Annotated in this window: 17 protein-coding genes; 7 read left to right on the plus strand and 10 right to left on the minus strand. The window is 70.9% G+C overall.

Annotation, left to right across the window (positions count from 1 at the left end):
• Positions 1–1342: 1342 nt before the first annotated feature.
• Positions 1343–1657: a hypothetical protein gene (locus ACFVVU_RS35995; protein WP_387794062.1), complete on the plus strand. Its 315-nt coding sequence runs from the start codon at positions 1343–1345 to the stop codon at positions 1655–1657.
• Positions 1658–2167: 510 nt separating this feature from the next.
• Here the strand turns inward: ACFVVU_RS35995 and ACFVVU_RS36000 are convergent.
• The gene (locus tag ACFVVU_RS36000) at positions 2168–2512 is read right to left on the minus strand and encodes a hypothetical protein (protein ID WP_387794063.1); all 345 of its coding nucleotides are present in this window, start codon (positions 2510–2512) and stop codon (positions 2168–2170) included.
• A 764-nt stretch (positions 2513–3276) separates the two neighbouring features.
• On the opposite strand from ACFVVU_RS36000, the gene ACFVVU_RS36005 reads away from it, so the two are divergent.
• A complete protein-coding gene (locus ACFVVU_RS36005) occupies positions 3277–3654 on the plus strand; it encodes a hypothetical protein (protein WP_387794064.1) in 378 nt (125 codons plus the stop codon).
• A gap of 91 nt (positions 3655–3745) precedes the next feature.
• On the opposite strand, the gene ACFVVU_RS36010 is transcribed toward ACFVVU_RS36005, so the two are convergent.
• Together ACFVVU_RS36010 and ACFVVU_RS36015 are read right to left on the minus strand one after the other, a co-directional pair.
• Positions 3746–4129 carry a hypothetical protein gene (locus tag ACFVVU_RS36010; RefSeq protein ID WP_387794065.1) on the minus strand — a complete coding sequence of 128 codons (384 nt, stop codon included), beginning with the start codon at positions 4127–4129 and terminating at the stop codon, positions 3746–3748.
• Positions 4130–4247: 118 nt separating this feature from the next.
• The gene (locus ACFVVU_RS36015) at positions 4248–5285 is read right to left on the minus strand and encodes a hypothetical protein (protein WP_387794108.1); all 1038 of its coding nucleotides are present in this window, start codon (positions 5283–5285) and stop codon (positions 4248–4250) included.
• On the opposite strand from ACFVVU_RS36015, the gene ACFVVU_RS36020 reads away from it, so the two are divergent.
• Positions 5209–5460: a hypothetical protein gene (locus ACFVVU_RS36020; RefSeq protein WP_387794111.1), complete on the plus strand. Its 252-nt coding sequence runs from the start codon at positions 5209–5211 to the stop codon at positions 5458–5460. The genes ACFVVU_RS36015 and ACFVVU_RS36020 overlap by 77 nt on opposite strands.
• 182 nt (positions 5461–5642) lie before the next feature.
• On the opposite strand, the gene ACFVVU_RS36025 is transcribed toward ACFVVU_RS36020, so the two are convergent.
• The 5 genes from ACFVVU_RS36025 to ACFVVU_RS36045 form a co-directional block, all read right to left on the minus strand.
• Positions 5643–5885 (minus strand): hypothetical protein, encoded by a 243-nt coding sequence (locus tag ACFVVU_RS36025; protein WP_387794066.1) that lies wholly within the window; start codon positions 5883–5885, stop codon positions 5643–5645.
• Positions 5861–6628 carry a hypothetical protein gene (locus tag ACFVVU_RS36030; RefSeq protein WP_387794067.1) on the minus strand — a complete coding sequence of 256 codons (768 nt, stop codon included), beginning with the start codon at positions 6626–6628 and terminating at the stop codon, positions 5861–5863. Before ACFVVU_RS36030 ends, ACFVVU_RS36025 begins: the two co-directional genes overlap by 25 nt.
• The gene (locus ACFVVU_RS36035; protein WP_387794068.1) at positions 6625–6939 is read right to left on the minus strand and encodes a PadR family transcriptional regulator; all 315 of its coding nucleotides are present in this window, start codon (positions 6937–6939) and stop codon (positions 6625–6627) included. Before ACFVVU_RS36035 ends, ACFVVU_RS36030 begins: the two co-directional genes overlap by 4 nt.
• A 309-nt stretch (positions 6940–7248) precedes the next feature.
• Positions 7249–7410, minus strand: a complete 162-nt coding sequence (locus ACFVVU_RS36040) for a hypothetical protein (protein ID WP_387794069.1) — start codon at positions 7408–7410, stop codon at positions 7249–7251.
• 66 nt (positions 7411–7476) lie between these two features.
• Positions 7477–7863 carry a hypothetical protein gene (locus ACFVVU_RS36045; RefSeq protein ID WP_387794070.1) on the minus strand — a complete coding sequence of 129 codons (387 nt, stop codon included), beginning with the start codon at positions 7861–7863 and terminating at the stop codon, positions 7477–7479.
• An 84-nt stretch (positions 7864–7947) separates the two neighbouring features.
• Here ACFVVU_RS36045 and ACFVVU_RS36050 point away from each other — a divergent pair, with 84 nt between their 5' ends.
• Positions 7948–8277, plus strand: coding sequence for a hypothetical protein (locus tag ACFVVU_RS36050; RefSeq protein ID WP_387794071.1), 330 nt, complete (start codon positions 7948–7950; stop codon positions 8275–8277).
• Here ACFVVU_RS36050 and ACFVVU_RS36055 read toward each other — a convergent pair.
• Both ACFVVU_RS36055 and ACFVVU_RS36060 read right to left on the minus strand, forming a co-directional pair.
• Positions 8267–9298, minus strand: coding sequence for a YaaC family protein (locus tag ACFVVU_RS36055; protein ID WP_387794072.1), 1032 nt, complete (start codon positions 9296–9298; stop codon positions 8267–8269). The two genes, ACFVVU_RS36050 and ACFVVU_RS36055, sit on opposite strands and share 11 nt — an antisense overlap.
• Before the next feature lie 68 nt (positions 9299–9366).
• Positions 9367–10197 (minus strand): hypothetical protein, encoded by an 831-nt coding sequence (locus ACFVVU_RS36060; protein WP_387794073.1) that lies wholly within the window; start codon positions 10195–10197, stop codon positions 9367–9369.
• 306 nt (positions 10198–10503) lie between these two features.
• Between ACFVVU_RS36060 and ACFVVU_RS36065 the strand changes: the two genes are divergently transcribed.
• The 3 genes from ACFVVU_RS36065 (at position 10504) to ACFVVU_RS36075 (ending at position 12572) form a co-directional block, all read left to right on the plus strand.
• Positions 10504–11121: a hypothetical protein gene (locus ACFVVU_RS36065; protein WP_387794074.1), complete on the plus strand. Its 618-nt coding sequence runs from the start codon at positions 10504–10506 to the stop codon at positions 11119–11121.
• Positions 11122–11524: 403 nt separating this feature from the next.
• Positions 11525–11680, plus strand: coding sequence for a hypothetical protein (locus tag ACFVVU_RS36070; RefSeq protein WP_387794075.1), 156 nt, complete (start codon positions 11525–11527; stop codon positions 11678–11680).
• Between the two features lie 169 nt (positions 11681–11849).
• Positions 11850–12572, plus strand: a complete 723-nt coding sequence (locus tag ACFVVU_RS36075) for a hypothetical protein (protein WP_387794076.1) — start codon at positions 11850–11852, stop codon at positions 12570–12572.
• The last annotated feature ends 60 nt before the right edge of the window (positions 12573–12632 follow it).

Below are 12632 nucleotides of genomic sequence, written 5' to 3' on the forward strand. Positions count from 1 at the left end.
GCCCTGGGGGCCTTACCCCCCGGCCTGGCGGCCGGGGCGCCGCTGACGCGGCGTCAGCCGGGGGTGCCGGCTACGCCGTCACCATGCGTGGCGTTGGCCTCGGCTACGCCTCGGCGGGCGGTGGGTGGTTGGGGGAATTCGCCGGTGGCGAATCCTTGGGCTTGGTGCGCGCCGTTGGGGCGGGCGTCGGGCGTCGCTGCGCTCCGCCTTTCCTGGGGCTTTTCCCCGGGCCTACGGCCCGTCAACCGGTCGGCTTTCCCGTCTTGTTCGCCTGGTGTTTTCACGGCCCTACGGGCCGGTTCGCTGGCATGGTTTCCCGGGCTGCGCCCGGGGGCGAGCGTTGACGATGTGACGCGAAACTCGGGTAGTGGCCCATCCTTCCGGACGGGCGGGAGTGCCGGCCGGGGCCTGCGGCCCTCGGCGTTGACGATGTGACGCGGACTTCGGGTATCAGTCACAACCCCACCCCCGGGGGCCCTCCGCCGGTCCCGGCCGGTGGCCGGTCAGCCGCCTGGTTGCTGGGCCGACGGCCCATCCGGCGCCCCTAGGGCGGGGCCTGCGGCCCTCGGGAGCAACCTCCGGGCATCGGCCCCGGCTCGGCCTCCCCGGCACCGGGTGGCGGGCCCTCACGAGCGCCCCGCACGGCGGTAGCTGGCGGGCCCTCAACCGCAGACTCCCGACCGGAATCCGGAGGGTTTTCAAGGGGTTTCAGGCGGCGTATCACCGGCTTCCGTACAGCTCTATCCTACCGATTCCCCGGCGGGCGCCATCGGCGAACAGGCAACCTCTCGACAACCGCCCATCACGCCTCCATCCGGCCGCACTCCCGGCGGGCATCCGAACTCCCTCCCACACCCTTTCCAGCGGCAATCCGAACCCTTTTCATGGCGCAGCGGCGGGGAATCGAATTCGGGTGCCTCGGAAAGGGGCCTACGGCCCCCATTTCCGACACGACGACCGCCCTTCCCAACCGCCCAGAAAATCCCGCCAGCGTCACCCGGGCAATTCCCGGAGTGGCGATACCAAACCGAACGCCGGACCAGGACGGCGGCCACGACGGCCGCCAGGGCGGGGCGCAGCGGGGCACGGCACCGGGCGGCCAGGACGGGTACGGGCACAACGGCCGGACGGCCGAGACCGGCGCAACGGACGGCCTGGCGGACGACCAGGACGACGGCCAGGGCCCGGCACCGGGCGACGCGGGCGGGCCGTCGAGGCCGGCCAGCCGGCGCCACCCGGTGCAACACGGGGTGCAACACGCCCACCCGCCCCCAACAAGCAGCTGAGAGCGGCACGACACGGGGCAACCGGGTGGTGCGGCACACTTCCACCACACAGCTGGATGAGCGAGGTATCGGTGGAGAACAAGCAGTTCTGGTACAAATGCGACAACTGCGACGGCTCGGGCGGCCCCGGCAGCGCCGGGTGCGCCGTGTGTGACGGCCAGGGCAAGGTGGAGGACCCCGAGTACTGGTACCAATGCAGCGACTGTGGCGGATCCGGGGAGGTCGACATCCCGGACGGTCCGGACGAGACCCACCTCATCAGCGCCACGTGCCCCGGGTGCGACGGCTCGGGCTGCTATCAGGGCGACCCGGACGACCACCTGTACGGCGGGATCCGCATCCCGAGCTCCGACAACTGGCTCCGTCTCTGACGGGCAATCGGCCTGACGGCCGACCAGAACGGCAACCAGAAGCACAGCACCCCGGGCGCAGCACCGCACGGCCCAAGCGAAGCGGCGCCCGTCCCGGACGCCGAGCGCCACCACCAGGGCAAGACCACCTAGAAGGCCGGCTCCGACAACGGCCGACCTCCTCGGCGGACCCGGCCGCCCCAGACAGCGGCAGCAGACACCCGGACGGGGCGCGGTCTCCGAGACAGCGGCGCAGCAAGGCCCGGACGGCGACAGCGGGCACCCGGACGGGGGCACGGCCTGGACCGCGGACCCGGCACGGCGGCGGCCAAGCGGGCGCAGCAGACCCGGACGCCGCCGGGCCCGCGCACCGCCCCGGCGGCGCAGCACCGGCCAGGCACAGCACCCCGGACGGCGACCCGGCGCAGCGGGACGCCCTGCCGGCCGACCAGGGCGGCGCCCAGGGGCCCAGCAACGGACCGGCGGGACGCGGCACCAGGCCACGCCGGCGTGCAGCGGCGGGCGGCGAGGTCAGGACCCGGCGGCGAGGATCAGTTCCGCCATCGTGAGCAGGCGCCGAAAGGCCGTAAGGCCCTCGTGGTACTCCGCAGACCGTTCCAGCAGGACGACGGCTGTCTGAAGCTCCGGCAGGCAGTTACGGAGGATGCCGAGGTGGCCGTGACCGGGAACACCCCCATTGCCGAGATAGGTCGAGACACAGCCGGCCACGGTCAGGTCCAGGTACGCCAGGTCGAGCTTGTCGTCGAGCGGCACCTCGGGGAACGGCCCAGGGTAGTGCCCGGCCCACATGAGGGCCACCTCGCGGACGGTGGCCAGGTGCCTGTCCGGGCCGGTGGCTGGAGGACGCGTGGTCATGAGGCCATCCTCCCGGGCCTGCCGTCACTGTGCCCCCACCGGGCCGGCCCCGGGCACTTCGGGCAAGCGACGGCACAGCAGCGGCAGGCCGGCGCAGCGGACCCGCACGGCACGGCGGGCGACCAGGAGGCGGGGCGCCTGGCGGCGCAGGGAACCGCCGAGGCGGCCGGCGAACCCACCCGCACCACCAGGACAGCGCCGGGACTGTCTCCACGGCGGCCTGACGGCCACCCAGCCGCCCAGCGAGGGGGCGCAGCGGCGGACACGGCCCGGACGGCGGCCAGCACGGCAGGACGGCGACACGGCGCGGCCCGGACGGCCCCGGACGGCGGCGCAGCAAGGCGGGCACGGCCACCAGGGGCGGCGGGCCCGGCCCGGACGAAACCAAACACCAACCCCCGCCAGCACCCCTGACCCGCAAATCCGGCCCGAATTTAGACCACCACCAGAAACCAATCCGCTAAAACAACCGGGCCAAATATCCGGCGGAATTCACCCCCGAAAACAACCCACAACACCAGACCGACCCCCCAACCGGCCCCGACCCGACCCCCGACCCCACCCAACACCACACACAGTCACCAAACCCCGACCCACACCAACCCTATCCGAGTCCCCAATAGGTCCAACCAAAGGTCCAGACAACACGGCGAACGAGGCCAAAACACCCCCACACCGGCCAACAGGTCACACAGAGCGACCTCGCGACGGCTCAAAGTTGTACTATTCTGAGAAGTGGAAGACCTAGATTAGGGGGCTCCAAAGTGGCCGTAGTCATCCGCGTCTCACTGCCTAACGCCACGGTCGAAACCAAGACCGTGGGCGACGACATCCACATCGACATCCGCGTTGCCGAGGGCGGCTCTGGCAGTGCTACCAGCACCACACCGGGCGGCCTGGCGCCAATGTTGGAAAGGGGCGACCTCGTAGCTGGCGAGGAGCTCTACTGGTCACGTCCCCGCCTGGGCGTGAAGCATCTCGCTACCGTCCTGCCCAACGGCTGGCTGCAGTTCGATGGCAAGGCGTACCGGACTCCCTCCGGGGCGGCCGTAGCCGCCGCTCACACCGCTGCTGACGGCTGGACCGCTTGGCGCCGCAGCCGAGACAAAGTCATCATCGGTTCGCTGCGTAATCAGGACTGACAAACCGGGTGCAGCTGAGGGCCGGCCCTCAGCTGCACTGGTGCGTGGTGGCGGCACGGTCGACCGCTCTGCCCTCCCGGGACAGATCCGACTACCAGTACTCCGAGCCTTCTCCCCTGATTCGCCGTCGGACCTCGTCGCCGAACCTCCGCGGCTCGCCCGCGCTCGGGTAGGGGCACGACCACTTGTAGTTGCCCGTCTCGCTGTCGAATACGTAGTCCGCGTGCCAAGTTTGCTTCCTGGAACCGCTCCAGAACTCCGCTGTCACGTTGAAGCCGTACGTCAAGACGCTCTTGACGCTCCTCATGCCGTCGGCGACCTCGTGCACCATCGCGTCGAACTCGCGTTCCGCAGGTGTCAGAAGCCGGGCAGGCAGTTCGTCTGCCTCAATCTCCACGGCGTCGTGCCGCTTCCTGGCGGCTTGGACCAGCAGACTGGCCATGCCGATGACCACGGCGCCGATGACAGCCTTCATCCGACTGGGCACAGTGGCCCCTTTCCGGTCCGGAGAACTGCCCCAGAGTAGCGATCAGGCTGGCACCGCGGCCCCTCGTTCCTACCCTGCGGCAGGCACCCCCGGCTGCCGCCTGCCTTCACCTGTCGCGGTCCTTGGGCGGATAGAGCTTGGCGTGCAGCACGCGGTCCTCCCACCACGGATCGTCCGGAGTGGAGACCAGCGCGGCCACCAGCTCGCGCTTGGTCGGGACCGGCAGCATCAGCGGGCCCAGGTCCTTCGCGGCGCGGGCCTGTACGCAGTCGGGGCACTCCAGCCGGTCCGGCCCGGCCTTCTCCCGCAGCTCCAGCTTCGAACCCTCCTTCCCCCCAATCGAGCCCCGGCACGACCAGCACGGGCGCAGCGCGGCGTTGGCTGTGCGGGCGGCCTCCAGCTGTTCTTGGGACTCCCGTTCCAGGCGTTCCTCGCGGTCCTGGTGGCAGGGCCAGCAGTGGCCGCCGGGGCGGCGGGTCCACTCGACCTGTCCCTGGGAGCCGTACTCCCAGGTGCTCTCCTCCCCGGGAACGTCGCCGCAGTCGATACAGGCCAGGAAGTCCATCAGCTCCTGGTGAACGCGTTGCTGCTCGTCCTCGCGGGCGTCCTGGCGCAGGTCGTAGGCGGCCCGGTCGTCCGGGTTCTCCAGCGCCTCGATGAGGGAGTGCCGACCCGAGCGGCCCAAGCGCCACCACACCGGCCCGAGCGGCCCGTGCTCGGCCAGCAGCTCCAGGGTGGTCGCGACGATGGGCACGGCGTCGTCGTACTCGCGCCACCCGTCGTCGTTGTAGTCGCGGACCTCCCTGCACCACCGGCCGCACCAGCAGTCGACGGACAGGTCCGCGACGGCCTGCTGCCGGTTGGCCAGCGCGAGGGGTCCGGCGTCGGTGACGACCAGCGCGACCGGCGGGTACCCGGGCCGGGTGTGGCCGGGCCAGGTGCGGCGCCACCAGTGCACCGTCCGCTCAACCGGCTCACGGCCGGCGAAGGCCGGGTCGTTGTCGCGGACCCTGGCGCGGAACAGCTCGCGGTACCGGGGAAACTTCGCCGCCACATCGGCCGGAGCCATGGTCGAGCGGTCCACCTCCACCATCAACACCGGCACCCCGACCTCCGGCGCCCGCCACACACCGTCCGGCCGCACCCTGCGCCTGCCGCCGGGCAGCAGGAACTCGGTCTCCGTCGACCAGGAACGCACCGTCCCAACCCCGCCCGCGGCCCCCGGCCCGCAGCCCGCAGCCCGCAGCCCGCAGCCCGCAGCCCCCGAGAACGAACGCGAGCACGGTCTCGTTCACTGCCATCGCATGCTGCGCACCTGAGCGGCCGGCGCCCCGGGCGGTGCCGCCCACCTCCGAGCGGACCATCCCGAGCACGGAGGCGGCCGCGTCCAGCCCGGCGGCGCCTTCCAGCCGCCAGGTCTTGCGCCGGTCCAGGGTGTTGCCGTCCGAGGCCACCAGACCATGCCCCCGAAGCTGAGTGGCGCCAATCCGGGATCTGACGACTACCGGGGCGCCTGGTCGACCGTCTCGGGCGGGTCGCTGAGCTCGATCGCCCGGTGTCGGCGCAGGGTGCCGACGGCCGCCTGGAGGAGTCCGTAGACGGTGACGCCGGTGCCGAGGCCTTCGGTCAGAAGGCCGTGAAGGCCGTTGGCGCTCTGGAAGTAGATGGCTACCGCACCAACGACAACGGAGATCGTGTTGTTGCTGCGAGCCTTGCTCTTCAGAACCAGTCGAGCGGTACCCACAGCGGTGCTCCGAGGGTGCGCAGGCGCAGCTTTAGCCCGGCGAGTACAAATCCCAAACCCAGCAAACGCGCTTGGCGGGGTGTGACCTCGATGCCGTATTCGGGGGCTCCCGCGAGGTCTGCCTGCCATGCCTCGCGGAGGTGGGCGTGGCGCGAGCCGGCCAGCCGAGCAGCGACGGAGGTGAGCGCCTGACCGGGCTGATGGGAACCACAAGCCCGCAAGAGGTAGCGCCAGGCCCGGCCTCCGGTGAGCATCTCGGCTGCGGTGATCCTCCGCTCTCGCCACCGAGCGTTCTGGGTGATCCGGGAGACCCTCTCCTCGTACCCGTTGAGGGTGAACGTGAAGACAAGCTTTCGCCCGAGATAGGCCTGCTGGACCTGCTCACGTGCGACGGGGTCCTCGATGGCGGCGCACGCCGCGTCCATCTCGGCTCTAAAACTCGTCACGTTCTGTCGGAACGTGACGAGCTCCCGATGGATCACTTCCTGCTCGGCTTCGTCTCTGTCGAGCTGCGCCCGCAAGCCGTGGATGAGGAAGCCGGCCACAGCATGGGCAACGCCGAAGAGGCTCACCACGCCCAAGGTGATTCCCAGCGCGAAAACGGCGGCGCGCATGCCGAGCGGCTGCATGTCCCGCGCCTGAAGCACGATCGAGAGCCACGACGCGGTGCCGAACATGGCGGCCGAGAAAAACGCGATTCTGCCAACGAGAGTCTGTGTGAACGCGCGCAGGTAGCGGATCACGCACTCGCTCCCGCTGCGCCGAAGAAGTGTCGCCGCTGTCTGCGGGCACGGAGCGCTTCGGTCGCCTGGAGCCGTCCGGTTCCGGTGAGCTGGTAGAAGCGCCGGGGCGGACGGCTGGGGTGGGGGGCGGTTTCGATGGACGACGTGACCCAGCCGCGCTCGGCGAGGCGTTCCAGGATGGGGTAGACGGTGCCGGAGCCCAAGTCGGCCTCGGCGCAGATCTTCAGGCCCCAGGCGGGGTCGTCGTCAGTCGCGGCCAGGAGAACCTCCAGCACCCCAATGGTCGGCTTGGTCATTCGTGGAGTACTCATGGTCACCATGACAGCAGCAAACTGAGCGTTTGTCGAGTACGAGTCTTGTAGTCGATAAACGCTCACCTGTCATGCGAGAGAGCGGGGCGCCGGCCGCGGGAGGAGGCCAGGTAACTGCCGGACCCCCCAACACCGGTTCGTTCACCGCCCGCAACCGCGGCGCCGTGGCCCGATGGGCAGCCCATCAGCGCTTCATCAGCGCAGCGGAGTTAGCCCTGGACGGACTGAACCGAAGGCGTTGGCCACCACTGGTGGCCAACGCCTTCGCGATGTCCGACGGTCAGCACCGCCCTGGGGCTTCGGCGTCGGTCAGGGCTTGCGCTTGAGGAGAAGGGCGAGGATGGTGCGGGCCTCGTGGCGGCGGGCGGGGGTAGGGGCGGTGATCGCGGTGATGGCCAGGACAGTGAGGGTCAGCAGGTAGCCGGCGGCGGAGGTGGCCAGGGCGAGGGTCGCGGGGTCGCGGGTGGGCACGAGGGGATCTCCCAGGGTTCGGTGGGGCCGGGCCCTCACGGTGGCGGGCCCGGCCGGGGCGGCGGGTCAGTGGGTGGCGAGTTCCTGGAGCTGGTGGGTGATGTCGCCGGTGGGCAGGGTGAAGGGGCCGCACATCTCGTCGACCGCGGCGGGGAGGCCGTCGAGGGCGTCGCGCAGGGCGGGGTCCGGGCTCGGCAGGGCCGCGGTGTCGGGGATCGGGGGCGCGAGGAGCAGGGCCAGGTGCGGGTAGCCGGCCATGTCCGGCACTGTGGGCTGCAGGGGTTGCGGGGCGGCGCCCTCGCCGAGGCGGGCGGCCTGGTGGAACCAGTGCTCGGCGTCGCGCAGTTCGCCGGCGCGGACATGGTTGAGGTAGAGGCAGTCCGCGGCGGGGTACGGCCGGAGGCCGGCCAGGACGAGGACGCGGTCGGCCCGTCGGCCCTCCGGACAGTGCACGGCGAGGGACCGGCCGACCCCTCCCGGCGGGCCCGGCGGCGGGGCTCGGACGAAGGCCGGCCGGAGCGCCCGTACGATCGTGCGATGGGCAAGCAGCAGACAACGTTCGAGTACCCCGACGGCCTGATCGCGGCGCACCGGGCGCTGGAGGCCGTCCAGGCCGAACGCCGCGCGCACCTGGCCGCGCTGCCAGCCTTCAGCGGCGACCTGGACACGGCCCGCGAAGGACTCACCGAGGAACAGCTGGCCGAGTCCGCCCGGCTCGAGGAAGCCGAGCGCCAGGCCGCCCACGCGGTGTGGACCGACACGTACTGGGCCGGACTGTCCGGCGAGGACCGCTTCACCGCCCGCAGCCGCCTCAAGCACACCGGCGAGCCGGGGCGGCGCCGGGCCAAGCCGGTGGTCAGGTGGTGACTTCGTCGAGGGTCTCGGCGATGAGGACAGGCAGGACGTGGCAGGCCTTGGCCAGGAGCCGCTCGATGGGAACCGCGTGGACGCTCGCGTCGACGTCGATGTGGCGGGCCCACTGGGCCGGCTGGTAGCGGGCAAGGGTGGACAGCGCGTGCAGGACCGCCCACCAGGCCATCAGCGAGTGTATGCCACGTGCCGACTTCGCCACCGCCGGGGTGAAGTACCAGGCGCCGTTGTGTCGGCGGGTGATGCGTCGCAGACGGTCGAGGTGCTCGTCGGGGAACGCGTGCCTCCCCTCGGGATCCGCCCAGTTCATCACCACCTCGCTCCAGCCGTCCTGGTATCGGTCGAGGGCCGGCTCGGCGCCGTTCATGCTCTTGCGCACGTAGCTGTCGTAGCCCAGCGCGTCGGGGAAGTGCTCGAGGTAGGCGAGGAACGCCGTGACCGTGTCATCGGCCTCCAGGACCCGGGGCGGGAAGTAGGTCACGGGAACGCTCGCCAGCGGGTGCGGCTCGTCGGAGAGACTGCGGTGGGCGACAAGCAGCGGTGTCGTGCGGCCGGTGTGCGCGGGGTCCAACGGGGCGTGGGTGTTCAGGGGCAGGCAGTCCCACAGCTCGGCGAGCGTGACCGGCTCCCTTCCCCACACCGGGGAGTCGAGGAGCTCGGACAGCCGCACGAAGCTGCCCTGGTTCCCCGCCGGATCGGTGGTCACCCGGACCTCCGTGAGCGGGCGCTGCGGCTCCACCGTATGGATGCCGTGCCCGACCAGCTCCCACCTGTCCCCGGGCAGCGCCTTGGCGCTCGCCGCGATCGCCCGGCCAGCCTGGCTCAGCCCGTAGAACACCAGCACCGGCTGCGTCGCCGGCCCCACCGCGGCCGCCGCCCGAAAGAACTGCTCCGCCTGCTCCAGCGACGCGCTGAAGACCCGCCGCCGGGGCCGGGACGACGCGGCCAGGCCGGGCGGTACGGAACGGGCACCGCGCAACACGTCCCACGCGTTGCCGACCGAGATGTTGATGACCATGCCGGGACGCTACCGATCAGCAAGCCACCGGGCGAACGGATTTGCGAACCGGCCGCCCGCGCTGGTAGTTACGTGCGGCGGGTGACCGCGCCAGCGGTGAACCACTGCACGAGCGCCGCCGCCAGGTGCACGGCCATCTCGGCGGCCTCCTGTGTCTCCGGACGGGTCGGCGTCTGCCCGCCGTGCCGGCTCGTCTGCCCCTGCCACAGCATCTGCAGCATCCCGAGCACCGGTCCCGGCTCCCCGCCAGACGGGCCGTCGATCGCGACCCGGAAATTCTGCGGGGCATCACGCAGGTTGCGGATCATCGTGCCGAGCGTGGACTTCGCGTTGTTCGGCTCCAGCACCGCGTGCGCGGCCGCCTCCACCGCCTTGATCGCCTGGCTGTAGGCCACCGAAGGATTGGGCGAGCGACCGTAGACGTTCTGCCACGCCTCCCGAAGATGCTCCGACGCCGAGCCGGCCGTCGCGGCGGTCGCGCTGGCCTGCGCGAGATCGACCGCGTCCCGGACCGTCTCGTCCATACGCAGTTCCAGGAACCGCCCGTTGCTGGACACCCGGTACGCCGAGCCCGCCTCTCCAAGGATCCGGGCGAGTTCGTCCTCGAAGTCCCCGCCGACGTCGTCGTCCTCGTGGGACAGGATGGCATCGACGACGTCGAGGAGGTCCATGCCGTCCGTGCTGGTCAGCTTGAACTTAGGGCTCTCGCCGGGCAGGAGGGCGAAACGCAATCGCAGACACAGCAACTCGGCTACCTCGTCGTAGTCGCTGAAGTGCGTACCAACCCAGCGTTGCAGCGGGCCGACCAGGTGGCGGGGCACTCCCTCGTAGAGCGCATCGTCATCGAACTCGGCAAGGCCCAGGCGTTCGGAGAAACGCGGGCGGCGAGCAGTCGTCATGACGGGAGATTACCGGTCGGTCCTGACAAGCCAACCGGATTATCTACCGCCGTTTCATCGCCCACCGCCCGCCCCGGACCGGACGCCCGTTCATCGGCCTACCGAGCAGACCGCCCTTTGGTACAGGCTCGGCTACCTCCTCGACTTCGGCCGCGTGCACACCGCGTTCGCGACCGATGCCCGCACCTGCACGGAGCTGCAGACCGCTGACCTCATCCCCACGTTCCCGCTCCCCACCTGCCCGGCCGAGGAGTCGTACCGGCTCGCCTACACCGCGACCACCGGCAGCGGCCGGTGCCAGTGGCTGTGCGCCTTCGTCGAACTCCACCGCCCCGTCGCGGGCACCGAGCACACCGCGCAGCAACTGGCGGCCTGCACCCTGCTCTACGCTGCGCCCACGGCACCACCAGCCGGGCCCTGGCCTACCTGCCCGACCACACACGGCTGTGTCCGCACCACCACCACTGGGCCGCCGGCCCCCACCACAGCCTCAGTACCGCCACGCTCCCCGAACTCACCCGCGCCCACACGAGCCACCAGCGCCTACTCCGCCGCGCAGACACCGCGGACGCGTGGACCTGGGCCACCGCCATCACCACCCGCTGGCACGACCACTCCACCCACGCCACCCTCACCGCCCGCTGGCAGCACCGCCGACACCTCCTCCAGGCCACCAACCCCGACGTACGGCCCGTGACCGGCTCCTGGACACTCCTGGCCCGTGACGCCGTCACCTACCCCGAAACCGTCACCCTCGCCCGCGCCCTGGCCACCACCGCCCTCTTCCCCGCACCCCGCCACGGCCACCCCCACCCAGCCGTACGCGCATTCCTCAACACCACGGCCACCGCACTCGGCCTGCCCCACCTCACCCCACCACCCCGTGACCTCCTCACCACCTGGACCCGCCACCACACCCACTAAACCCCCAGGCCAAACCGGCGTCAGCCCCCAGCCCACCCAGGTGCATACAGGGCTCTCAACCAGACCACGGAAATCCCCACCACTTCTCACGCCATCAACAAATTCTCGACCAACCACCAAAACCCCCAGGTCAACCAGCCACGACAACCAGCCGACGGCCCCCCTCAGAATCCGTCCCACCCCGAACACAACCCCACCACAGCCCGGACCTTCTCAACCAACCCATCAACCCCCAGCCCGCAAACAACCCTCCTCACCCGATCACCGACCCGCCACAGCCGCGTCCGCGGTCTCCCCCGTCCCGGCCGTCTTCCTCGACTTCTGTGGCGAGAGGGCGCCGAGGTGCCGCCCCGCAGTATCCCGGTCCACGGGTCTACTGCCGATGACGAGCCGGGAGTTGTTGATGAGTAACGAGAACAGGCTGCTGATTGCGCTCGTGGTGGTGCTGGTGTGCGGGATCGTCACGTACATCGCGTTCCTCCACCCGGCGCTGGGCATCGCGCTCGGCGTCGGCGTCGCGGTCGCGACGCTCGTGTGGGTGCTGCTCCACAGCAAGTGAAGCCGCCCGCGGCTCCCGAATCGGGCCCCGGCCGTATGGCCGGGGCCCGCTGCATCTACCGGATCCTCGCGGCGGCGGAAGGTCTTTTCGGGATCCGTCCCCCGTTCCCGGGACCGGTGACGACTCTTCAGCCGAAGGGCCACCGAACGAAGCGAGGACCAAGCACACCATGACAGCAGGATTCGTCGAACACGGACCGGACGGCAGCTCGCCCCCGCGCGAAGCCGCGCCGCCGGCCGGCCCCGCGGCCCGTGCGCAGCAGCCCCTCCCGTCCCCGGTGCCGGACGTCTCCGAGGTGCCGGGCTTCCCCCGGCAGACGCGCAGTGACTCCGACGATGCCGACGACGGCGAGGCGGCGCAGTTGCTCCGCAAGCAGGTCCAGGAGGAGTTGCAGCAGTACTGGGAGGCGATGAAGGGGAAGATCCGCGGGGCCGGGTACACCGAGCCGGACCTGTCGGAGATCCACCAGCTCGTGAACGTGCGCTACTACAGGGCACGGATGACGCCAGGCTTCGCCTTCACGGCGGACACCCCCTGGCCGTTCATGCTGAGCTGCTACGCCTTCGCCAGCGCGGACTTCCTCCGGAACAGGGGACTGAAGGGCGGGCTGGAGGTGCCGACGCAGGAGCCGCTCGAGCCCGAGGACGCGGCGGGCAGGACGTCGGGCCCAGACGGCGTCGACCGGCGGGAGGCGATCAAGGCTCTGCTGGCCGCCTACCTGCCGGACAGGCAGGAGCTGGAGATCTACCTCCTGACCCACATGGCCGGCCTCGGCCCGGTCGCCATCGCCGAGCGGTTGAGGATCGACCGCAAGACCGTCACCAAGCGGCTGAAGAAGGCCGAGGCCCGAATGAGGTCCGTCCCCGGCGACGAACTCGACGAGCTGCGCTAGACCCCCTCTAGGGACCGCGGTACCCGGCCCTCGCCGTGGTTCCAGGAGGAGGCCTAGACA

The sequence above is a fragment of the Kitasatospora sp. NPDC057965 genome (assembly GCF_042887135.1).
Classification (GTDB): domain Bacteria; phylum Actinomycetota; class Actinomycetes; order Streptomycetales; family Streptomycetaceae; genus Kitasatospora.

Excerpts from the sequence above, each read along its gene's own strand:
- ACFVVU_RS36020 (WP_387794111.1), top strand. The coding sequence starts at position 5,209 with ATGGTCGAGCGGTCCACCTCCACCATCAACACCGGCACCCCGACCTCC.
- ACFVVU_RS36000 (WP_387794063.1), bottom strand. The coding sequence starts at position 2,512 with ATGACCACGCGTCCTCCAGCCACCGGCCCGGACAGGCACCTGGCCACC.
- ACFVVU_RS36035 (WP_387794068.1), bottom strand. The coding sequence starts at position 6,939 with ATGAGTACTCCACGAATGACCAAGCCGACCATTGGGGTGCTGGAGGTT.
- ACFVVU_RS35995 (WP_387794062.1), top strand. The coding sequence starts at position 1,343 with ATGAGCGAGGTATCGGTGGAGAACAAGCAGTTCTGGTACAAATGCGAC.
- ACFVVU_RS36010 (WP_387794065.1), bottom strand. The coding sequence starts at position 4,129 with ATGAAGGCTGTCATCGGCGCCGTGGTCATCGGCATGGCCAGTCTGCTG.
- ACFVVU_RS36070 (WP_387794075.1), top strand. The coding sequence starts at position 11,525 with ATGAGTAACGAGAACAGGCTGCTGATTGCGCTCGTGGTGGTGCTGGTG.
- ACFVVU_RS36055 (WP_387794072.1), bottom strand. The coding sequence starts at position 9,298 with ATGGTCATCAACATCTCGGTCGGCAACGCGTGGGACGTGTTGCGCGGT.
- ACFVVU_RS36060 (WP_387794073.1), bottom strand. The coding sequence starts at position 10,197 with ATGACGACTGCTCGCCGCCCGCGTTTCTCCGAACGCCTGGGCCTTGCC.
- ACFVVU_RS36075 (WP_387794076.1), top strand. The coding sequence starts at position 11,850 with ATGACAGCAGGATTCGTCGAACACGGACCGGACGGCAGCTCGCCCCCG.
- ACFVVU_RS36050 (WP_387794071.1), top strand. The coding sequence starts at position 7,948 with ATGGGCAAGCAGCAGACAACGTTCGAGTACCCCGACGGCCTGATCGCG.